The organism is Sporosarcina gallistercoris, from assembly GCF_014836415.1.
Taxonomy (GTDB): Bacteria; Bacillota; Bacilli; order Bacillales_A; family Planococcaceae; genus Sporosarcina; species Sporosarcina gallistercoris.
Window position 1 is genome coordinate 329,460 of sequence record NZ_JACSQY010000001.1, and the last position, 22,505, is coordinate 351,964.

Sequence of the window (22,505 nt, forward strand, 5' to 3'; positions counted from 1 at the left end):
GTAATCACGTATTATATCAACGCTTTTCTTTCTTTTTCTTAGCATCTTTTTCAGATGCTTTAGACATTTGAGCCATCATTTGATTGATTTTCTTTTGAGAAGGTTTCTGCCCCATCTGCATCATCATCATTCGGAGCATATCTTCATTAATCGGTGGGTTATCTTTCAAATACTTCATCATATATTGACGAGCTAAGAAGAAACCAAGGGCAACTCCTGCTGCGAGTGCAACAATAATTCCAACGATCCACCAAACAGTCATACGTACTACCTCCCCTACTGCAATAGTCCAAGTGTTTCCACCAAGAAGGATTATACAGCATCCGAACCCCAGTACGCAACGTCCCAGTTAGCAGATTCACGTTTTCTGCTGCAGAATAAGTGGATTTAACATTATATTTTCCGACAAGCGATTAATCAAACGAATACATATTGAGATTCTAATGGAGAAGATGTATACCTTACCGGTTTTAGCCAGCCCCACTCGCCAGCTTCATCCATGATTGCGAAATATCGGTCTTCCACACTGGAGAGGGCCACGAACAAATCTAAATCGAGCATTCGGGACCCGTGACAAACCGCATGTAAAGCATGGGAGGAAAATCCGATATCAATCGTGCCTTTCAATGGATGCGTCAGTGTATACTTCATATCTCCAGCTTCCACCGTATGGAAGTTCTTTCCGAGTTCACTCATAATTGCTTGCTCTACATCTCTAATTTCTAATCGATCGCATAAATATCGGACTTCCTGTAAGTGATTCTCCCGTCCATCTGCTCTCAGTAAATCATATAGCAGCCTTTCACGTCCAAGGACAAATGTTTGGTACATTTCTTTGATTTTATAAATTCCATATGTTCGCATGTATGACCACTCCTTTACATTATCGTACAGGAGGGTTTCCGCAAAGGCTGTCATTTCCCGGAATGGAACATCACTATTTATGTCGAAATGTCAAATTATTTAAATAAATCAATGGAAACTTTGATAACTCAGGCCGCATAAAAAATAAAGGGTTGTGTAAACAATAAAAACAGAGGCTGAATTCGCCTCTGTTTACGTAGTTTCATAACTTATTTACCTAGCATAGTAGATACTTTTGTAACAACATTTTCGACACTGAATCCGTATTCTTTCATGACGGTTTCTCCTGGCGCACTTGCTCCGAACGTATCGATCGCAAGGACGTCACCATCATTTCCGACATATTTATGCCAGCCTAGGGATGAACCCATTTCAAGTGAAAGACGTGCTGTAACTGCTTTAGGAAGTACTTGTTCTTTGTACGCTGCATCCTGCTCTTCAAAACGGTCCCAAGAAGGCATAGAGACAACTGAGACATCAATCCCTTTTTCAAGCAGTACAGTTTGTGCATCAACTGCAAGGCTAACTTCGGAACCTGTAGCAATCAAGATTGCTTCCGGCTTATCAGCTTTAGACGGAGATACGGTATACGCACCTTTGCTGACTCCTGAGGATGCAAATTCTGCTGACTTTTCAAGTACCGGCAAGTTTTGTCGGGACAGTACAAGAACTGTCGGTTTGTCCGTTGAAGTGACAGCTAAATTCCAAGCTGCTGAAGTTTCATTAGCGTCAGCAGGTCGAATCACTGACAGGCCTGGCATTGCACGAAGAGAAGCCAAATGCTCAACTGGTTCGTGTGTAGGGCCATCCTCACCTACAGCAATGCTATCATGAGTGAATACATAGGTTACAGGAATGCCCATCAAGGCAGATAGACGGATTGCAGGACGTACATAATCACTAAAGACGAAGAACGTTCCTCCATATACATTCAGACCACCGTGAAGAGTCATTCCATTCAAAGCAGCACCCATGGCGAATTCGCGGACTCCAAACCAAATATTGCGACCCTCAAAACTACCAGGAAGGAAGTCTCCTGCTCCTTTGATAGCAGTTTTATTAGAACCCGCTAGGTCTGCACTGCCTCCGAAGAATGATGGAAGAGCCTTCGCAATCGCATTGATGGCATCACCTGAAGCGGAACGCGTTGCAACGGACTTGCCTGCTTCATAAACAGGCAGATGCTCTTCTACTGCAGCTTTGTCTGTTCCATCAATAGCATTTTTCAATTGTGTGGCAAGTTCGGCATGCTCATTCGCATAAGCATCGAACAGTTTGTTCCACTCGGATTCAGCTTCCACACCAAGTTTCTGTACAGAAGTCTTGAATGTCTCATACACTTCTTCAGGTACGTGGAAATCCTTTTCAAACGTCCACTTGTACGCTTCTTTTGTCAGTTTCATCTCATCTTCACCAAGAGGTGCGCCATGAGCATCCGACTTACCCGATTTGTTAGGCGAGCCATATCCGATGACAGTTTTCACTTCGATCAGTGTCGGGCCGCCCGTATTACGTTTAGCCTGTTCAATTGCTTCAGACAAATGAGCTGTATCATTTCCGTCCTCAACATGAATGTAATTCCATCCATAGGATTCAAAACGTTTTTGTATTTTCTCTGTGAAAGACATATCCAGTTCACCATCTAGTGAAATGTCATTACTGTCGTAGAGAACAATGAGTTTATCCAATTCCAGGTGACCAGCGAGTGAAATTGCTTCAGCTGCCACACCTTCCATCAAGTCTCCATCACCGCAAAGAGCATACGTATAATGATCGACAATCTCATAACCTGGCTTATTGTACGTGGCCGCAAGGTGCTTTTCAGCCATTGCCATACCGACAGCCATTCCGATACCTTGTCCTAGCGGTCCTGTAGTCGCTTCGACTCCAGCTGTATGACCGTATTCAGGATGGCCTGGTGTTTTAGATCCCCACTGACGGAAGTTTTTCAGCTCTTCCATCGGCAGATCATAACCGCTTAAATGGAGCATACTATAGAGCAGCATCGAGCCGTGCCCCGCCGATAATACAAAACGATCCCGGTTAAACCAAGATGGGTTTGATGGATTATGGTGCATATGCTGTGTCCAAAGTACATACGACATTGGTGCAGCACCCATAGGAAGGCCTGGATGGCCCGAATTTGCCTTTTCGATAGCGTCGATCGACAAAGTCCGGATCGTATTAATCGCCAGTTGATCAATAGTGTTGGTCATCGGTAATTACACCCTTTCGAATTCTGTTATTTAAACTAGATTCCTCATTCATTGTAATGAAAAAACCGCAGGAATACAAACTGCGGTCAGAAAGAATGGTGTAGTGCTTAGTTTAGAAACTTCTTGTTTTGAGCTTCTTTCACTTTTTCAGGAGTTACATCATTTCCATCAGGGTCCACCACTTTAACATTTTCGATGGTGTCTCTCATTGTGGAACGGAAAGTTTTCAAATATTCACTGCGCAACTGGGATTGCTCTTTCGCTTCTTCAATGGAAAGACCTGATGTTTTCGCCTTTTTGGCAAGTTCATTAATACGTTTTATCTTATTTTCTTCTAACATAACGTTCCCTCCAGTTCGACTTCGTCAATAAGAACGTAAACAAAATCGGAAGGAAGTGCAACCAATTAGCCTTCCTGTTGTGCAATATGTTCTTGATACCGCCTATGTACTGTCGCCTTACTCACGTGATGACCAAGTCCTTTAAGGACAGAAGTGATTTCTTCGAATGTCAGTCCTTTTTCACGCAATGAAACAATCTCGTAAACAGGTGCCTCAACACGTTCTCTGCCTTCCGTATTACCTTGATTGCGTAAATTACGTTGAGGCCGGTATCCTGCTTCAACCGCCCGTTTCATCCCCCGTCTAATTTTAGCGTTGTGCAGCTTACGCTGATATTCCTCAACTATCGCTAGTATCTCAAGAAGCATGGAGTCCATTTCGTTCAATTCCAATGGGCCATTGTCATGATTCGTAAAGACGGAAGTATTCGTTTTTGCAAGGAGATGTAAAACTGCAACACGTGCATTACCTCTGCCGAGTCGGGTTTCGTCCTGAATGAGAACAGCATCGATGGAGTCCTCTTTGACAAGGTCCAATAGATCCAATAAACCATCCCGATCCAATTCATATCCACTGTGTTTGTCAGAAAATGATGCAGCTATGTTAAAATCCAATGTCTCCGCCAACGTTGTCAGTTCTTCATATTGGCGTGAGAGTGAAAGCTCTTGAGTATCTTTTTCTGTACTTACTCTACAATACAAGACGCAATTGCCTCTTTTGCCCATTATCTCTCCTCCTCCGCCAGAACAAGGCGAGTGTCGTCAACCTCCAAATCGATATGAGCAGGCAATTTGAGGTCTTCCCCTGCAATAATATCAGAATCAGTTAAATTATTCAGTGTCGCCACTTCCCGCATCCAACGATCAGGAGCCGTGTCTCCTGCATAGCGTTCTGCTAGTTCAGAAAGCGTATCCCCTTCAACGACAGTTACTTCTATAATGTCTTGTGGAACAGAAAGTTTGTGGATTAGGACGAATGTAAGTGCTGAAAACAATACGAATGCAGCTACGATATTTTTATTTTTCTTAATTAGTACCATGGATGATTTCCCCTTTCAGAATGTACGTTCGGTTCTATGTTTTTATTATATGCGAACAAAGGTTTGTATGTCAACACTAAAAATTAGAACCTTTGTTTGCTATGCGTACGAACACCTGTTATACTATTTTCATAGAAACATCCCGCAGAGCAACGTCCGCTGCAAAAAAAGTGAAGAGGTGAACATATTGAAAAAGATCTCCAAAAGACAGGAGGATATCCTGACTTTCATTAAAGACGAAGTTCAAAAAAAGGGGTACCCGCCTTCCGTCAGGGAAATTGGTGAAGCTGTCGGACTTGCTTCCAGCTCAACTGTTCATGGCCATCTAGCTAGACTGGAAAGCAAAGGTCTCATCAGACGTGACCCCACGAAGCCCCGCGCTATCGAAATTTTGGATCAGGATGGAATGGACGAGTTAAAAACAGGCGTCCTTCATGTTCCTTTGGTCGGTAAAGTAACAGCAGGTATTCCCATTACTGCAATTGAAAATATCGAAGAATATTTTCCGATTCCAGATACATTCGGGACTTCGGAGGATAACTTATATATGTTGGAAATTGTAGGGGACAGTATGATTGAAGCTGGTATTTTAAATGGTGATCGCGTTGTCGTGAAACAGCAGCATACTGCCAGCAACGGGGAAATTGTGGTTGCAATGACTGAGGAAGATGAAGCAACAGTGAAACGTTTCTTTAAAGAAAAAGACTTCTTCCGTTTGCAGCCAGAAAACTCTTCAATGGATCCTATAATCATTGAGAATGTATCGATTCTCGGTAAGGTCGTCGGTGTTTATCGGACGATCCACTAATTTTGTAAATAAAAACTGCGTATCCGTCATCAGCTGATGACGGATACGCAGTTTTTTATAGTTGGTGGAGGTCATGCTGCTCGGCAGGGCTGAGTATGGTTATGAGCACTTTTCATGATTTATCAGCGGTTTCTCGAGTTTATGAGCGGTTTCCGTGATTTATGAGCACTTGCTCAACTTTACAATCCATTCACAGCCACTCCCTCATCCGCCTTATGGCTTGATCAGTTCAAGTTCGATCAGGCGTTCGATCGAAGAGAGGATAGCTACTTTTACATGTTCGTAAGTGAGACCGCCTTGGACGTATGCAGTGTAAGGCGGACGTATAGGGCCATCAGCTGTCAACTCGATGCTGGAACCTTGGATGAAAGTACCTGCTGCCATGATCACATCATCTGCATAGCCTGGCATATAAGATGGTACGGGGCTAACGTGTGCATCGATCGGCGAGTTCGCTTGGATCATTTGACAGAATGCAATCATTTGCTCTGCATTTTGGAACGAGACCGATTGAATTAAATCTGTACGTTGGACAGAGAAATGAGGAGATGTCACAAGCCCATAGGATTCAAGCATTCCTGCAGTGAATTGAGCACCTTTTACAGCTTGGCTCACGGTATGGGGGGCTAAGAAAAAGCCTTGGTACATTTCCCGCAACGTATCAAGCGATGCGCCTGCTTCAGCACCTAAACCAGGTGACGTCATACGATACCCACATTTTTCAATCAAATCTTTTCTGCCAGCAATGTACCCTCCCGTGCGAGCAAGACCGCCACCTGGGTTTTTAATCAATGATCCTGCCATAAGATCCACGCCTACATCAGTCGGCTCCAGCTCTTCGACGAATTCACCATAACAGTTGTCTGTAAATATAATAATTTCGGGATGGTTCGCTTTTATTCTCTGCACCATGTCAGCAATTTCAGATACTGTGAACGATGGTCGATCAGCATATCCTCTTGAGCGCTGAATCGCGATCATTTTTGTGTGAGGAGTAATTCGTCGTTCCACCTCCTCAAAGTCGACAGTTCCATCTTCCAGCAAATCCACATGATGGTAGCCAATGTTGAAGTCCCGCAAAGACCCAGTATCTTGCCCCCCTCCTGATACGATCGATTCCAATGTATCATAGGGCTTCCCTGTGATATAAAGCAATTCATCTCCTGGACGCAAAACGCCGAAAAGGCTGATTGCGATCGCGTGAGTTCCTGAAATGATTTGACCGCGTACTAAACTTGCTTCCGTACCGAATACATCGGCGTATAATTGCTCAAGCACTTCTCTGCCGGCATCATCATATCCATATCCCGTGGAACCGCTTAAGTGAAAGTCACTCACTTGATTTTTTCTAAACGCCGCCAACACTTTCTTTTGGTTCAAAAAGGCGATGCGTTCTGTAGCTTTTGCAAAAGGTTGTAGCTCGGTTTCGATTTTTTCTGCACGATTTAAGATTTCATCGTTCAATTGCTGTATACTCATTCAGGATGCTCCAATCTATACCTTAGGTTCATTGTCCATTTTAGCAGGTAGAACGCTTTCGGTAAACGGAAGACGCATTCAGTTACTCTTAAAACGTGTTGAACGGGGGATCTTTGAAGTGACATGGGATGTGTTTAGTCTGATCGGTACAGCTGCTTTTGCGATATCAGGTGCGATTGTGGCGATGGAAGAAGATTTTGATATGTTTGGAGTCTATATTTTAGGAATGGTAACTGCATTTGGCGGTGGAGCAGTCCGTAACGTATTTATCGGGGTGCCCGTATCGGTCCTATGGGGACAGGAACTGTTTTTTACAGTTGCTTCAATCCTCATAGCAGTCATTTTTTTCTTTTCAGGATATTTACTGAAGACGTGGAATAGATGGGGATCTTATTTTGATGCAGTCGGGCTGGCCGCCTTTGCAATCCAAGGCGCCTTAATGGCTGTTGAAATGGAAATGTCCCTGTTTGCTGTAGTAGCCGCTGCGGTTCTAACTGGTGCAGGAGGAGGAGTCATTCGTGACTTACTTGCAGGACGCCAGCCTCTCGTCTTTAAAAGTGACATATATGCGGTATGGGCTGCACTGGCTGGGCTGATTGTAGGATTTGATACGTATATACATGATGCTGCCCTTTATGTTCTCCTAGTCGTTACAGCGGCTTTACGGATGTTATCCATCAAGTTTCACTGGCAGCTGCCTCAGCGCTCTTTATTGACAAAATAAAAAAGGCCATCATGGCCTTTTTTTTATTGCTCATCTTTCAGGATAACCGGTTTTGCGGGAACATATGTTGAAATTGCGTGCTTATAAATGAGTTGTTGCTTGCCGTCTGATTCTAAGAGAACTGTATAGTTATCATACGACTTAATCATCCCTTTTAACTGAAAACCATTTGTCAAAAAAATAGTTACAAACGTGTTATTCTTTCTGAGTGAATTCAGAAACGTATCTTGCATATTGGCATTTGCCATCTTGCTTCCCCCCACAGTTCTTATTCGCAATTAATGCTTGCTTTTTGTATTCGCTATTTGCAACTGAAATCCCTTTACTTCGTCACATATTTTCTGAACTAGCTGTTTTTTCTCAATTGTGGCGTCATACCAATTGACTTCAAGCTTGTTGCGGAAATAAGTCATCTGTCGTTTAGCATAATGGCGTGTATTCTTTTTAATGAGTTCAATAGCTTCCACTATAGGCAGCGTGCCCTCAATTGCTTGATACAATTCTTTGTAGCCAATCGCTTGAACGGCCTGCACATCACGAATCCCTTGTTCCCATAAACCTTTCACTTCATCATATAATCCTTTTTCCAGCATGAGGTCGACACGCCGGTCAATCCGTTCATATAGGAGCTCCCTTGGCAGCTCGAGTCCGATTATGAAAGAACGATACATCGGTGTTGCCCCTTGATCCGCTTCGTGATTCGCTTTCGTCTCACCGCTCACTTCCAGGATTTCTAAAGCCCTTATGAGTCGCCGGTGATTGTTCGGATGAATTTTCTCAGCGCTCACGGGATCTCGTTGAAGCAGGCGTTCATATAAACGCTTAGCACCTAGTGTTTCGAGCTCGTCTTCTAGGCGGCTCCGTACTTCCAGATTGGCGGCTGCTTCTGTGAACCGGTAGTCAAAAAGCACGGACTGCATATATAATCCAGTGCCCCCAGCTAGTATAGGAAGTTTTCCACGGGATTGGATCTCTGAAATCTTTTCACGGACGATTTGCTGATATTCCGCTGCCGAAAACATATCTGTCGGAGATTTGATATCAAACAAGTGATGTGGAATTCCTTCCATCTCGTCCGAGGTGATTTTAGCTGTTCCAATATCCAGACCTCGATAGACTTGCATCGCATCCCCATTTATCACTTCCCCACCAAGACAATGAGCAAGCCCCACTGCAAGGGCGGTCTTTCCTGAAGCTGTCGGACCCGCAATCGCTATTACATCCGCTGAATGATTCATAGTTTCTCCACCCACTGCTTCATCATATTCAAAACTGGTTCTCTGGAAGGTCCTTGCAAAGCTTCATGTCTTACGCCTTCCAAGAGATGCACTGTGACGTTTTCAACGCCAGCATCTGTGTACATTTTTGCTGCCTCAAAAATTCCACTCCCCATATTTCCTACAGGATCTTCTGTCCCTGCAAACAAAAGTATAGGCAGTTTATTAGGAACGGATCCATAAGCGGATGTCGTACTGATTCGTTTTAATCCGTCAAATAAGACGTAAAAAAAACGATTCGTGGATACCGCACCTGAAAGGGGATCTTCAATATAATCATGTACGGTTTGTCGATCTGTAGAAAGCCAATCGAACTTCGTTTCCGGGTTAGCGACTTTTTTGTTATATCCGCCAAAACCAATGGAATCGAGAAGGTCACTCGGTGCATCGGGACCATCCTTGATGGATAAGATGGAAGCTAATAGACTTCCGCCTACTCTTGTCAAGCCAGGTTTTCCAGCGGTTCCTGAACAAATGAGCGCGTCAATTTCAGCTCCATATTTTTGTGAAAAACGACGTACAACGAACGATCCCATACTGTGCCCGAACAAGATACGAGGTAAGTCAGGATTCTCCACTTTTAAGGCATCCATCACTTCAAGCACGTCTTCAACCAATCGATCAAACGTAACTCCATCTCCGAAATCACCAAGTTGGTCATAATCCTGTGCTCGCGGGCCGTGACCTCGCTGATTAAAACCTGTTACAACGTATCCCGCTTGCGCAAGCTCGTTCATCACTAACTCATATCGACCTATATGCTCGGCCATGCCATGAACAAGAAACATGTGTCCGCGCGGAGTTCCAGAAGGTTTCAAAGTATAGGTATCAAGTATAGCGCCATCAGACATCGTAAGTAGCTGTTCGTCCATCTCCATTCCTCCTCCTTTACATCACTCGCTTGAACATTTTTTCAAGTTCATACGTTGTGAAGTGAATTAATACAGGTCGGCCGTGGGGACATGTATACGGATTTTCCGACTTTCCGAGATCATCCAGTAAGCGGTTCATATCCTCCATAGTCAAATGATGATTCGCTTTAATGGATTTTTTACAACTCATCATAATTGCCGTGTCTTCCCGTAATTTTGCAATGTTCACTTGCCGGGTATGCAAAACTTGTTCAATCATTTCTTCAATAATCGAAGAGGCCTCAGCAGCAGGGAACCAGGAAGGGTATTCTTTTACGGTGTATGAGGAAGGTCCGAATTGTTCAAGGAAAATGCCTACATCCTCTAATGCATCCAGCCGTTCTTCTATCTTCAGTTGCTCATCTGCTGAGTAATGGAAAATCAAAGGCATTAACAGCATTTGACGTTCTTCATGATCCACTTCTGCGATTTTCGTACGGAAATACTCATACTTAATGCGCTCCTGTGCAGCATGCTGATCAATCATATAAAAGCCGTCCTCATTTTGTGCCACGATATAGGTACCGTGGACTTGTCCCACGGGTAAAAGCTTCGGAAATGATGATTTCGGTTCGGAGTGATCGAGAGGTTTTGCAACTTCCTCTTGACTACCGAATGAAACAAATTCTTCATCAGCATTAGCTGTTTCGCTGGCCTCAACAGTTTGCGCCTGTCCGTCCGGGTCGATTGTCGAATCCTCCCTTGAGGATTGCTCTCCGACTGTCCAAGAAGGCTGTTGTCGGGGAGGATAATTACTTGTCGTTTGAAAACTTTGTACTGGTTCCGCTCTGCGTTCGGGATGCTTCCAAAACGATTCCTGCACGCTAGGTGTAATGGTTTTTTTCTTCTCCTTCACGATTGCGTCGGGAACAATGATCGCTTTCTTCACTGCCGCATGGACACCTTCACGCACCGCAGCTAAAAGTTCTCCTTCTTTACTCACTTTAATGTATTGCTTTGAAGGATGAACATTGACATCAGTCAGATATGGATCCGCTTCTGCACGCAATACAATGATTGGAAACCGGCCAATCGGCAAATACGTATGCAATGCCTCCAAAACAGCTTTATTCACAGCATAACTTTTAACCCATCTGCCATTAACCAAGACGGTCATGTAGTTTTTAGACGCTCGTGTCATTTCAGGTAACGTCACATAACCACTCACTTTGTAGTCTGAATTTTCAGCCTGAAAAGGAATCATTTTTTTAGCTACCGTAATCCCGTATACATCGGATAATACGCGCTGCAAGTTACCCGATCCTGACGTTTTCAATAATAGTTGCTGACCATGAGCTAAACGGAATGCAATATCCGGGTGGCTGATTGCAAGTCGATTAACTAGATCAATCGTATGACCTAGTTCAGTTTGGATGGTTTTCATGTATTTCAATCGAGCAGGTGTGTTGAAGAATACTTGTGACACTGTAATATCCGTTCCTTGACGGAGGGATGCCGCACGATGATTCATGACCTTTCCGCCTTCAATATCCACTTCCGTACCGCTAACTCCGTCAGACGTCCAAAGATGCACTTTCGAAACAGCTGCGATACTGGCAAGCGCCTCTCCGCGAAAACCAAGCGTACGGATCCTAAACAGGTCATGCTCATTATCGATTTTACTCGTTGCATGCCGCTCAAACGCTCGAACTGCATCTGTCGTTGTCATACCCTTTCCATTATCCGTTATACGGATACTCGTCAATCCTGCTTCTTCCAATGTAATTTCAATCGTTGTACTCCCTGCGTCGATTGAGTTCTCAATCAGCTCTTTCACGATGGATGCAGGTCGTTCTACAACTTCTCCAGCGGCAATTTTATTTGCTAATGGTTCGTCCATCACCTTAATGATATCCATCGGTTCACTCCTTCCTTACTTCAGTTTGGCTTTTAGTTCAAATAGTAGCTGCAACCCTTGAAGCGGTGTCGTATTTGCTAAATCCATAGCTTTCAGACTCTTAAGAATTTCTATTTCTTCAACAGATTGCATAGAACTTGGTTCTTCGGATTGTAAGTCAAAGAAACTTATTTGTTCACTCGATGGAAGTTGGATATTTTCAGTAGTTTTTTGGTTCTCAAAGCCTTCCAATAATTCCCTCGCACGCTGTAGTAAATCAGACGGTAAGCCCGCAAGTTCTGCAACGTGGATTCCGTAACTTTTATCTGCCGGACCGGCCATCACTTTATGAAGGAATACGACCTTCCCTTCCTGTTCCATAGCTGCAACGTGGACATTCGCAAGTCTGTCCAATTGTTCATCGAGAGCGGTCAATTCATGATAGTGTGTTGAGAACAGTGTATTGGCACCGATTTTGTCATGAATGTATTCCATCATCGCTTGCGCTAATGACATACCGTCGTATGTGGAGGTTCCTCTTCCGATTTCATCGAACAGCAATAGGCTTCGATCTGTGGCATGCAATATCGCTTGTTGAGATTCCAGCATTTCCATCATGAATGTACTTTGTCCTGATGCCAAATCGTCCGCAGCACCGATTCTCGTGAAAATTTGGTCAGTGATCGGCAGTGATGCAAACTCACAAGGAACATAACAACCGATTTGTGCCATGACTACCGTCAACGCGACTTGTCGCATGTAAGTACTTTTACCAGACATGTTAGGACCGGTGATTAATAGCATGTTGGCATCATCAGCTAACTTGCAGCTGTTCGGTACATAAAGCGAGTGGTCCATCATTTTTTCGACGACTGGATGTCTCCCGTTTCGGATATCAAGCGACTTATCTTCTGAGAAAATGGGTTTCACATAACTTTGTGATTCCGAGATTTCAGCGAACGCGAGCAAAACATCCAATTCACTTAGTACAGAAGCAAGTTGCTGGATTTGTTCGATCCCTTGCTTCATTTGTTCCCGTACTTCCGCAAATAATGTGTACTCGAGATCCAGACTTTCGGATTCTGCACTTAGGATCAGTTCTTCTTTTTCTTTCAGCTCCGGTGTTATATAGCGCTCAGCGTTTGCCAATGTCTGTTTACGTTCATAGCGTGTCAAATCCGCAAGATGCAAATTGGATTTCGTAATTTCGATGAAGTAGCCGAAAATTCGATTGTAGCCGATTTTCAATCCTTTAATACCGGTTTTCTGCCGTTCTGTCTGTTCTAGTTCAGCAAGCCAGAGTTTACCGTTCCTGGAGGCATCCCGGTACGTATCCAGCTTGTCATTGTATCCATCTTTGATGACGCCTCCTTCTTTTGCTGAAAGAGGGGGTGCCTCAGCAATAGACGACTCCAGCACTGCACATTGGCCTTCACATGGATGGATCCGCTTTGAAAACTCCACTAAATTAGAGTGGCCGGATTCTGCTAGCTGTTGTTTCAAAGCAGGAACTGTTCGAAGTGAATTGCGTAACTGTGCAAGGTCTCGGGCACTCGCGCTTCCCATTGAAATCCTTCCTGCCAATCGCTCCAAATCATACACTTCACGCAGAGCTTGCTTTAGATCGTCTCTTAAAAAGTATGCATCGATCAGCTCGGCAACCGTTTCCAATCTGTGCTCGATTGCTAAGCGGTCTGCGAGCGGTTGGCGAATCCAAGTTTTCAATTTACGTGCACCCATAGCGGTATTGGTTTCATCAAGCAACCAGAATAATGTTCCTTCTTTCCCTCCAGAACGGATCGATTGCACAAGCTCCAAGTTCCGCATGGAGTTGGCGTCAATCGTCAATTTGGATTCCCGGGCTAGAAACTTAAAGGGCTGCAAGTGCTCCAAACTTGTCTTTTGTGTTTGCTGAAGATAGGCGATAAGACGTTGACACGCACCTGTTGCCATTTCTGGTATCGCTTCGAAGAGTTCTCTTCCATGAGGTTCGTAAAGTTCCCGGTCACAAAGAGATAAGACAATTCCTTTATTTTGACTGATATCCCCGAGCATTAGCTGCATTTGTTCATCGACAACTGCTTCTTTCATACCAAGAGACTCCACTGCAGCAGCAAGCGCACTTTCGTCACCTTGAATGTGTTCCACTGTACCTTCACCGGTTGCCAGGTCCACATATGCAAACGCACAAACGTTTTCAGAAATCCGATCGAATGATCCTATGAAATGATTGGAGTGTGCGTCGATATTTTTACCTTCAGTGATTGTCCCCGGTGTGATGACTTTTACGACTTCCCGTTTCACAATTCCTTTAACGTGTCTCGGGTCTTCCGTTTGCTCACAAATCGCAACTTTGTAACCTTTGCCGACCAGTGTTTCTATGTAGCCTTGAGCAGAATGGTAAGGCACCCCGCACATTGGGATTCTTCCAGATTCTCCCCCTTCACGGCTTGTTAATGTAATTTCAAGTATGTGAGATGCTTCCGTCGCATCCGTAAAAAACATTTCATAAAAGTCACCTAATCTGAAAAAGAGGAAGGCGTCTTCGTATTGAGATTTTATTTGTAAATATTGTTGCATCATTGGTGTATGTGTTGTCATTCTATTTCCCTCACAGCCTAAATAGTATTCCTTAAGTATAACAGAAGATCGCTGCTATCGTTTACGAAAGAGCTGTAGCTTTCATTCCTTAAAAAAGAAAAAAAGCCGAAAACAAGCTTCGGCTTTAAAACTGCGAATTGTCTTTTGCTGCTCTTGAACCGCCTTCGTTTGCATGGCTCTGATGGTGTGAGGATTCATCATCGAAGGACCACTCTTCTTCAAAGTCATTTGGATGGACTGTAATCATGACCTTTGTTTCACCGATCACTTCCGCCACGAGCTCCCGTTCCACTTTGATTAGGAATTTTTCTTTACAATCCGAAATGATTGCCTCTGTGCAATTAGGTTGCTGCAGCACTTCGACGCGAATTTCTTCTTTTGAAGACGAGGGTTCATCCCGATAGCGCAGACGTATTTTGTCCTTGTACGTCACTGTCTCCGTGAATACTGAAGTTTTGGAATGATCGTGATGAGAGTACCAGACGTTGACATCAAATTTACCGGTTACTTCAATGGATGAGCCAGTTTTTTTGGCACTATGGGTGTGATTGATGACCCAGCAGCCAAGAATACTGGAAGGGCGGTTTGGCGGAAGGAGCGTGACTTCCTTTTCTGTACGCTGCTTCCCTTTTGCAATCACTGCCTTCGTAACGACTTGTCGTAGATTCTTCAGTTTTCTTCCTCCTTCGTGGACTTCTTTACATCCTATGCAACAGGAGCCCAGAAAGTGAAAAAATCGGAGGAGAATTTTTCTCCCCCGACTTGAAAGTTAGGATAAAGGCTTATGCTGTGTGCTTTGTACGTAAGATCCAGTTTGGCCTTTTAGTACATCCCCACCTGTAGACTCGATGATTTCGTCAGTTACCCGATTGGAAATCGTATTAGCAATCAGTTGCAGTAAATCATTTACATCATTTTGAGATTGCTTGAATTCTTGAACTAGTGGAATCTCGTCGATTTCATTTTCGATCTGCTCGATTTTCTTCTCTATAATGCCAAGGGCACGTTCTTTGTCGTACTCCTGGAAATTGACGGCTTGCTTTTGTAGTGACTTCAAGCTTGCAATCTTCTCTCGCACTTTCTTGTTTTCATTGATATGCGCTTCCGTTTTCTTGAATAATTCCACTTGCTCCGTGTTTGCGACCATATGCGCAAGCTCTCTTGACTTTTCGATAATATCTTCTTTTGTATATAGTTTTTCCATTATAACATCACCTTTTCCTTTTCTTTTATTCCGATAAATTCTCCGTCAAGTGACCAAGACTTCGCTTCTGTAATACGAACTTGAACAATTTTACCTATGACATTCGCTGGCGCCCTGAAGTTCACCAATTTACTTTTTTCGGTATAGCCAGAGAGTACTTCCTTATTGCGTTTACTTTCCCCTTCCACTAACACATCCACGATTTTGCCTTGATAGGGTTTCATCCCAGCCGCTGAGAAATCGTTGACGACTTTGTTCAGTCTCTGAAGTCGGTCCTTCTTCACTTCCAGTGGAATATTATCTTCCATCTTGGCAGCTGGTGTTCCTTCTCTAGGAGAATAGATGTAAGTGAAGGCCATGTCAAACCCAACCTCATTATACAACGAAATGGTTTCTTGGAATTGTTCTTCGGTTTCATTTGGAAATCCGACAATGATATCCGTTGTTAACGTGACATCCGGTATTGCCCGTTTAATCTTCGAAACGAGTTCCAAGAAGTGCTCCCTTGTATATTTTCTAGACATCAGTTTCAAGATTTCACTCGAGCCGGATTGAACCGGTAAGTGAATATGATTCACTAAATTGCCGCCCTTAGCGAGTACTTCGATGAGATGATCATCAAAATCACGCGGATGACTTGTCGTAAAACGGATTCGGGGAATATCGATTTTGCGGAGTTCGTCCATCAGATCCCCTAATCGATAGTTCTCGCCTTCAAAGTCTTTTCCATAAGCATTGACATTTTGACCGAGTAAGGTGATTTCCTGATAGCCAGCTGCAGCTAACTGACGGACTTCCAAAATAATATCTTCCGGCCGACGACTGCGTTCTTTTCCGCGCGTGTAAGGAACGATACAATAGGTGCAGAATTTATCACAACCGTACATGATATTGACCCACCCTTTTATGTTCCCTTTTCGTACGCGAGGAAGGTTTTCAATGATATCGCCTTCTTTTGACCATACTTCTACTACCATTTCTTTTGATAAGTATGCTTCGCGTAAAATTTCAGGCAGCCGGTGGATATTATGCGTTCCAAAGACCATGTCTACTTGATCGTACGTTTTGAGGATCTTATTGACTACTGATTCTTCTTGTGACATACATCCACATACACCGATCAGCATATCTGGACGTTCAAGTTTAAGCGGCTTCAAATGTCCAAGTTCACCGAACACTTTGTTTTCGGCATTTTCTCGGATTGCACACGTATTCAAGAGAACGACATCCGCATCCTTGACTGTATCTGTCGGTTCATACCCAAGCCCTACTAAAATCCCGGCAATGACCTCGGTATCATGTTCGTTCATCTGACAGCCATATGTCCGTATGTAAAACTTGCGTCCGATTCCCATTCCGCGAAATTGTTCATCAATCATAAAATCATCATGATAAGAAATTTCTTCTTTGCCTCGCTTTTTAGCCTCTTTTAAAGATGGCGGCGTATAGACGGATTGGAAATATTGACTGTAGTCTTTTTCTGTTGTCGTAGGTGCTTGCCCCGCAAGCCGTTGTTCTTCGTTCATGTGATGAGCCCCTCTCTTGATTCTGTTCATCTAGTCGAAACCAAACAGTAGGTACCTTCATTATACTGAAGGGATTGACATCTGTATACGAACATAAGGGATTGTCCCCCATTTGTCACAGAAAAAAACTGCGGAGGAAAATACTCCACAGTTTCGGTTTCATAACGCTTGCTGTCGCGTTCTTTTCTCGACGAATAATTTCAGGGCAGTCCGGCCTTCTCCATTAATTTCAATATCTGCAAAAGCCGGTGCACATATCAAATCACTCCCACTTGGAGCTACAAAGCCACGTGCAATCGCGACTGCTTTCACTGCCTGATTTAAGGCACCTGCACCTACAGCCTGCATTTCAGCAAACCCTTGATCTCTAATGACTGCAACGAGAGCGCCTGCGACTGAATTAGGATTCGAGCGAGATGATACTTTTAATGGATTCATGGTATTTCCTCCTTGTAAGAAAAAGTGTATGGAATGCAGTTCTCCATGCACTATCCTATGAAGGGGATGGAACAATTAGACGCTCAATTCAAGACTGAAACGGTGAATCTTCATTGATCATCACCCGTTCTATGGAACGTGCACGTCCTGTCTGATTGTCAATGTCAATAATGACGCCGTTCAATTGAGCTCTTCCTTGTTTAGGCACTTGAAAACGGACAGGCATATTTGTCTGGAATCGATAAATGACATCTTCTTTCTTCATACCTAAAATTGCGTCGTATGGACCTGTCATGCCTACATCTGTAATATAGGCCGTTCCCTCTGGAAGAATCCGACTATCCGCAGTTTGGACATGGGTGTGTGTCCCAACAACCGCAGACGCACGCCCATCAAGGTGCCAGCCCATTGCAATTTTTTCACTCGTTGCTTCTGCATGGAAATCGACAAAAATAAGAGGGGTTCTTTCCTTCGCTTCTTTTATGAGATCGTCTGCTTTTTTGAACGGATCGTCATGTGGCGGTAAAAATGTACGTCCATGCAAATTCAGGACAGCCAATTGGACGCCACCGCGGTCAATGTAAGTCATTCCTTGACCCGGTGCTTCTTCTGAAAAGTTTGCTGGACGGATCAGTGAATCCGTTTCGTCGATGAAATCATAAATCTCTTTGTGATCCCACGTATGATTTCCCATTGTGACAACATCCACTCCAGCACGGAGCAAATCGTCAAAAATGGCTTTTGTAATCCCTCTTCCCGACGCAGCATTTTCACCGTTGACGATCACTGCATCTGGTTCGTATTTTCTTTTCAAACGGGGAAGGTAGTCAAAAACCATATCTCTTCCAGGCGAACCGACGATATCTCCAATAAATAACACTTTCATTTCTTTTCCTCATTTCCAAAAAGAAAAAGGCTTCCAGCATGCAGCAGGAAGCCTTTTCCCTTATTTTGCGTACTCAACCGATCGGGTCTCCCGGAGAACCGTAATCTTAATATGCCCTGGGTAGTCCAACTCTTCTTCAATCCGTTTACGAATGTCACGAGCAAGTCGATGGGCTGTAATATCATCAATGATGTCGGGACGTACAATAATTCGAACTTCGCGACCTGCTTGAATCGCGAATGATTTCTCAACGCCTTCGTAAGACTCGGAGATTTCCTCCAGTTTCTGGAGACGTCTGATGTAGTTTTCAAGTGTTTCGCTTCGTGCACCCGGTCGCGCTGCTGATAATGCATCTGCTGCAGCAACAAGTACAGCAATAACCGATGTTGCTTCTTCGTCACCGTGGTGAGAAGCGATACTGTTAATGACAACTGGATGTTCTTTGTACTTGACTGCGAGTTCTTTACCGATTTGCACGTGGCTGCCTTCCACTTCATGATCAATCGCTTTTCCAATATCATGAAGTAAACCGGCACGACGTGCTAACGTAACATCCTCGCCGAGTTCCGCTGCTAACAATCCAGCAAGGTACGCAACTTCTGTAGAGTGTTTCAATACATTTTGCCCATAACTAGTACGGAATTTCAAGCGACCTAGAATTTTAATAAGGTCGGGATGTAAATTATGGACACCGATATCGAAAGTTGTCTGCTCTCCCGTTTCACGGATGAGCTCGTCCACTTCACGTCTAGCCTTGTCCACCATCTCTTCGATTCGAGCTGGGTGAATTCTTCCGTCAGCTACAAGTTTTTCGAGTGCCAGCCTTGCAATCTCTCGTCGGACTGGATCGAAACCAGATAGAATAACCGCTTCTGGTGTATCGTCAATAATCAGGTCAATTCCGGTCAAAGTTTCGAGAGTACGGATATTCCGCCCTTCCCTGCCTATGATTCGCCCTTTCATTTCATCATTAGGCAAATTGACGACGGATACTGTCGTTTCAGCCACATGATCTGCTGCGAATCGCTGGACAGCTAGAGACAGGATTTCTCGTGCTTTCTTTTCGGATTCCTCTTTCGCACGTTGTTCGGACTCTTTTGTCATCACTGCGATATCTGTAGTAAGTTCTCTTTCCACATCATCCAGGATCAGACGTTTTGCCTCATCACGTGTCAAAGCTGAAATTTTCTCAAGCTCAGTCTGCTGCGTAGCAACCAGCTCTTCCGCCTTGCGTTCCATCTCTTCAATATGCTGTTGTCGTCCGGATAGCGCGTCATCTTTACGCTCCAGACTTGCTTCTCGCTTGTTGAGAGAATCATCTTTGCGGTCCATATTCTCTTCCCGCTGCAATAACCGGTTTTCCTGTTTCTGAAGTTCTGTCCTTCGTTCACGGATTTCCGTTTCTGCCTCAACGCGCAATTTGTGATTTTCATCCTTCGCTTCAAGAAGTGCTTCTTTTTTCAATGCCTCCGCTTCGCGCTTCGCCTCTTCAACGATTGATGCGGCGGAGTGCTTAGCACCTGTCACTTTTGATTCATTCACGTTTTTGTTGTAAACAAACATAACAACTGCACCGACGATGAGACCGAGCAAAGCGGAGATGATAATAGTACCCATTCAGGTCACCTCCTCTTGCTTATTTTTTCATTTTCAGTCGGCTTGTACATCAACTTTCAACATACCGCCAAATTCTTTTCAAATGGTGAGAATTATACAACTCTAATTGTATCGGTGTCATATTCCCATGTCAAGACGGGAGAAGCGATGAGACTATGATTCTCTAATGCAGAGTGGGAGCTCAATTGATGTGAAATCCATTTGAAAAGCCGGCACTCCCTCAATGAGGAAAGCCGGCTCAGGACCATGCAGTAATTTGTTATTCCTTTTCTTCAAACAACTCTAATTCATCGTCATCCTCTGACTCGTGTGCGGCAATTACGTAGTTATCACTAGTAAGTCCATAGCTGCTGCGGATCTTATCTGAAATTTCCGAACGGATTGCTGGGTTTTCTTTTAAGAACTGCTTTGCATTTTCACGGCCTTGGCCCATGCGTTCGCCTTCATAAGAATACCAAGCTCCACTCTTCTGAACGACTTCCACTTCAACACCTAAATCGACGATTTCGCCTTCTTTTGAAATTCCTTCTCCATACATGATGTCCACTTCAGCTGTACGGAAAGGCGGAGCAACTTTGTTTTTTACAACACGGATTCTAGTTTTGTTACCCATGATTTCGTTACCATGTTTGATAGCTTCCCCACGACGGACTTCAAGTCGTACAGATGCATAGAATTTAAGGGCACGTCCACCTGGTGTAACTTCAGGGTTACCGAACATGACTCCAACTTTTTCTCGGATCTGGTTAATGAAGACAGCAATCGTTTTCGATTTGTTAATAGCGCCGGAAAGCTTACGTAATGCTTGGGACATCAGACGTGCTTGCAGACCTACGTGTGAGTCTCCCATTTCCCCTTCAATTTCCGCTTTCGGAACGAGAGCCGCTACAGAGTCGATAACAATGATCTCGACTGCACCACTTCGTACGAGAGCTTCAGCGATTTCTAATGCTTGCTCTCCTGTATCCGGTTGTGATAATAGGAGCTCATCGATATCCACTCCAAGTTTTTGGGCATATACAGGATCCAGCGCGTGCTCCGCGTCGATAAAAGCAGCTGTTCCACCTGCAGCTTGTACTTCTGCAATTGCGTGAAGTGAAACAGTTGTTTTACCTGAACTCTCAGGTCCGTAGATTTCAATGACGCGTCCTCTAGGATACCCGCCAACTCCTAATGCTGAGTCAAGTGCCAATGAACCAGTTGATGATGTGGAAATCTCTCTATCGGTCTTCTCACCGAGCTTCATGACAGAGCCTTTTCCAAACTGTTTCTCTATTTGTTTAAGTGCTTGATCTAAAGCCGCTTTACGTTCGCTCAAAAATGATTCCTCCTTCAAGGTGTTTTCTATCTGTCTCTACTATACTCCTTATGAGAAAAATAAACAAGAAAAAAGCGAACGAGTATTCTATTTTTAATTGAAAATCCTCATTTTAATTGAGAAATCACTCGATATTTGAATTTTAATTGAGAATCGAAGCGATATTTCTAATTCAACTCTTTTCAGATTCCAATTTACGAATGAGATAATAAAGGGCAAAGTTCGCTGCGCGTAAACGATTGGTGTTTCGAGCTCCTGATAATCTAAGTTTGTAGGACTCTGTTTTCTTTTTGTAAGAAAGCCCAATCCAAATCGTTCCTGCAGGCTGTCCATCGTGTGTATCCGGTCCTGCAACACCTGTTAAACCGATGCCGATGTCCGTTTGGAACCGGTCACGGATTTTCTCTGCTAACGCTTCTGCGCATTCAGCACTGACTGTACCATAGGTCTCTAACAGTTGTGAATCGACTCCGAGTTGCTTCGTTTTCGCCTCTATATCATAAACTGTCATGCCGCCTTTTAACGAGGCGCTGATCCCTGGTTCTTCTGCAAGCAATGATGTGAAGAGTCCGGCCGTTAAACTTTCTGCTGCCGAAATCGTGAGACCCGCCCCCGTTAGTAAAGAAGCAGCTTTGGAAGACAGCGTATCGTCATCCGTTCCATATATGAACTCGCCAACTTGGTTATGCAGTTCACATAGAACCGGCTCGATTAATTGGCGGGCGTCTTCTGCTGTACGGGCTTTAGCTGTGACCCTAAGCGTGACCGCATCTTTTGAAGCAAGAGGAGCGATGGTCGGATTCGTCTGGGAGGCCAATAAGCCTTGCACTTTGTATTCAAGTTCCGCTTCACCGATCCCGAAAAATTTCACAACAGTAGAAACAATTATTTCCTGAATGCCTGAAAGACGCTGTAAGTATGGAATGCCTTCATCCCTGAACATAGGTTCCAGTTCATGCGGTGGACCGGGCAATAGCAAGTACGTTCTTTCATTTGCTGAAATCGCCATACCAGGCGCCATCCCGAACCGGTTTTCCAAGACTGTCGAGCCTTCCAGGACTAAGGCTTGTTTTTTATTATTTTCTGTCATGTGTCTTCCTGTCCGCTTAAAGTAAGCTTGTATCGACAGCAACGCCTGATTGTTGGATTCCAGTTCAACCCCTATATGTCTGGCAATGGTCTCTTTTGTCAGATCGTCTTTAGTCGGTCCTAGTCCACCCGAGAAGATGATGAGATCCGCTCTCTCCTCAGCAATCCGGATTGCTTCTTCCAAGCGTGCGGGGTTATCACCAACGACAGTTTGATAATGTACATCCACTCCGATATCAGCAAGTTCAGCAGATATGAATTTGGCATTTGTATTGGTGATTTGACCGAGCAATAACTCTGATCCGACCGCTATGATTTCTGCTCGCATAA

22 protein-coding genes are annotated in these 22,505 nt (G+C 44.1%); 2 read left to right on the forward strand and 20 right to left on the reverse strand.

Annotated elements, in window-relative coordinates:
• Nucleotides 1-16: 16 nt before the first annotated feature.
• From H9659_RS01680 to H9659_RS01705, 6 genes are all read right to left on the reverse strand, one after another.
• Nucleotides 17-262: a YneF family protein gene (locus H9659_RS01680; protein WP_191688167.1), complete on the reverse strand. Its 246-nt coding sequence runs from the start codon at nt 260-262 to the stop codon at nt 17-19.
• Nucleotides 263-417: 155 nt separating this feature from the next.
• Complete coding sequence (gene sirA, locus H9659_RS01685; protein WP_191688168.1) at nt 418-864, reverse strand: sporulation inhibitor of replication protein SirA; 447 nt, start codon at nt 862-864, stop codon at nt 418-420.
• A gap of 209 nt (nt 865-1,073) precedes the next feature.
• On the reverse strand, nt 1,074-3,080 hold the full coding sequence (gene tkt / locus H9659_RS01690) for a transketolase (protein WP_191688169.1): 2,007 nt from the start codon (nt 3,078-3,080) through the stop codon (nt 1,074-1,076).
• Nucleotides 3,081-3,187: 107 nt separating this feature from the next.
• Nucleotides 3,188-3,421 carry a DUF896 domain-containing protein gene (locus H9659_RS01695; protein WP_191688170.1) on the reverse strand — a complete coding sequence of 78 codons (234 nt, stop codon included), beginning with the start codon at nt 3,419-3,421 and terminating at the stop codon, nt 3,188-3,190.
• A 65-nt stretch (nt 3,422-3,486) separates the two neighbouring features.
• Nucleotides 3,487-4,146: a YneB family resolvase-like protein gene (locus tag H9659_RS01700; RefSeq protein WP_191688171.1), complete on the reverse strand. Its 660-nt coding sequence runs from the start codon at nt 4,144-4,146 to the stop codon at nt 3,487-3,489.
• Nucleotides 4,146-4,460, reverse strand: coding sequence for a LysM peptidoglycan-binding domain-containing protein (locus H9659_RS01705; protein WP_191688172.1), 315 nt, complete (start codon nt 4,458-4,460; stop codon nt 4,146-4,148). Before H9659_RS01705 ends, H9659_RS01700 begins: the two co-directional genes overlap by 1 nt.
• Before the next feature lie 187 nt (nt 4,461-4,647).
• Between H9659_RS01705 and lexA the strand changes: the two genes are divergently transcribed.
• Nucleotides 4,648-5,268 (forward strand): transcriptional repressor LexA, encoded by a 621-nt coding sequence (gene lexA, locus H9659_RS01710; protein ID WP_191688173.1) that lies wholly within the window; start codon nt 4,648-4,650, stop codon nt 5,266-5,268.
• A 213-nt stretch (nt 5,269-5,481) separates the two neighbouring features.
• Here the strand turns inward: lexA and H9659_RS01715 are convergent, their stop codons facing one another.
• Entirely contained in the window at nt 5,482-6,747 is a 1,266-nt protein-coding gene (locus H9659_RS01715) for a methionine gamma-lyase family protein (protein ID WP_191688174.1), read from the reverse strand.
• A 118-nt stretch (nt 6,748-6,865) separates the two neighbouring features.
• Here H9659_RS01715 and H9659_RS01720 point away from each other — a divergent pair, with 118 nt between their 5' ends.
• Nucleotides 6,866-7,471, forward strand: coding sequence for a trimeric intracellular cation channel family protein (locus tag H9659_RS01720; RefSeq protein WP_191688175.1), 606 nt, complete (start codon nt 6,866-6,868; stop codon nt 7,469-7,471).
• 23 nt (nt 7,472-7,494) lie between these two features.
• Here H9659_RS01720 and hfq read toward each other — a convergent pair whose 3' ends face one another.
• The 13 genes from hfq to H9659_RS01785 all read right to left on the reverse strand — a co-directional run bounded on the left by hfq (nt 7,495) and on the right by H9659_RS01785 (nt 22,503).
• Nucleotides 7,495-7,719, reverse strand: coding sequence for an RNA chaperone Hfq (gene hfq, locus H9659_RS01725; protein WP_191688176.1), 225 nt, complete (start codon nt 7,717-7,719; stop codon nt 7,495-7,497).
• 30 nt (nt 7,720-7,749) lie between these two features.
• On the reverse strand, nt 7,750-8,709 hold the full coding sequence (gene miaA / locus H9659_RS01730; protein ID WP_191688177.1) for a tRNA (adenosine(37)-N6)-dimethylallyltransferase MiaA: 960 nt from the start codon (nt 8,707-8,709) through the stop codon (nt 7,750-7,752).
• On the reverse strand, nt 8,706-9,620 hold the full coding sequence (locus tag H9659_RS01735) for an alpha/beta fold hydrolase (RefSeq protein ID WP_191688178.1): 915 nt from the start codon (nt 9,618-9,620) through the stop codon (nt 8,706-8,708). Before H9659_RS01735 ends, miaA begins: the two co-directional genes overlap by 4 nt.
• Before the next feature lie 16 nt (nt 9,621-9,636).
• Nucleotides 9,637-11,517, reverse strand: a complete 1,881-nt coding sequence (gene mutL, locus H9659_RS01740) for a DNA mismatch repair endonuclease MutL (RefSeq protein ID WP_191688179.1) — start codon at nt 11,515-11,517, stop codon at nt 9,637-9,639.
• A 15-nt stretch (nt 11,518-11,532) separates the two neighbouring features.
• Nucleotides 11,533-14,097, reverse strand: a complete 2,565-nt coding sequence (gene mutS, locus H9659_RS01745; protein ID WP_191688180.1) for a DNA mismatch repair protein MutS — start codon at nt 14,095-14,097, stop codon at nt 11,533-11,535.
• A gap of 124 nt (nt 14,098-14,221) precedes the next feature.
• Nucleotides 14,222-14,770: an outer spore coat protein CotE gene (gene cotE / locus H9659_RS01750; RefSeq protein ID WP_191688519.1), complete on the reverse strand. Its 549-nt coding sequence runs from the start codon at nt 14,768-14,770 to the stop codon at nt 14,222-14,224.
• Between the two features lie 96 nt (nt 14,771-14,866).
• Complete coding sequence (locus tag H9659_RS01755) at nt 14,867-15,301, reverse strand: RicAFT regulatory complex protein RicA family protein (RefSeq protein WP_191688181.1); 435 nt, start codon at nt 15,299-15,301, stop codon at nt 14,867-14,869.
• Nucleotides 15,301-16,827, reverse strand: coding sequence for a tRNA (N6-isopentenyl adenosine(37)-C2)-methylthiotransferase MiaB (miaB, locus tag H9659_RS01760; protein ID WP_191688182.1), 1,527 nt, complete (start codon nt 16,825-16,827; stop codon nt 15,301-15,303). The genes H9659_RS01755 and miaB overlap by 1 nt, the downstream gene beginning before the upstream one ends.
• 159 nt (nt 16,828-16,986) lie before the next feature.
• Nucleotides 16,987-17,265 carry a stage V sporulation protein S gene (locus tag H9659_RS01765; RefSeq protein ID WP_025784978.1) on the reverse strand — a complete coding sequence of 93 codons (279 nt, stop codon included), beginning with the start codon at nt 17,263-17,265 and terminating at the stop codon, nt 16,987-16,989.
• A gap of 88 nt (nt 17,266-17,353) precedes the next feature.
• Nucleotides 17,354-18,151 carry a TIGR00282 family metallophosphoesterase gene (locus H9659_RS01770; protein ID WP_191688183.1) on the reverse strand — a complete coding sequence of 266 codons (798 nt, stop codon included), beginning with the start codon at nt 18,149-18,151 and terminating at the stop codon, nt 17,354-17,356.
• 60 nt (nt 18,152-18,211) lie between these two features.
• Complete coding sequence (gene rny, locus H9659_RS01775; RefSeq protein ID WP_191688184.1) at nt 18,212-19,768, reverse strand: ribonuclease Y; 1,557 nt, start codon at nt 19,766-19,768, stop codon at nt 18,212-18,214.
• Between the two features lie 259 nt (nt 19,769-20,027).
• Nucleotides 20,028-21,086: a recombinase RecA gene (gene recA / locus H9659_RS01780; RefSeq protein WP_191688185.1), complete on the reverse strand. Its 1,059-nt coding sequence runs from the start codon at nt 21,084-21,086 to the stop codon at nt 20,028-20,030.
• A gap of 172 nt (nt 21,087-21,258) precedes the next feature.
• Nucleotides 21,259-22,503, reverse strand: coding sequence for a competence/damage-inducible protein A (locus H9659_RS01785; protein ID WP_191688186.1), 1,245 nt, complete (start codon nt 22,501-22,503; stop codon nt 21,259-21,261).
• Nucleotides 22,504-22,505 lie beyond the last annotated feature (2 nt).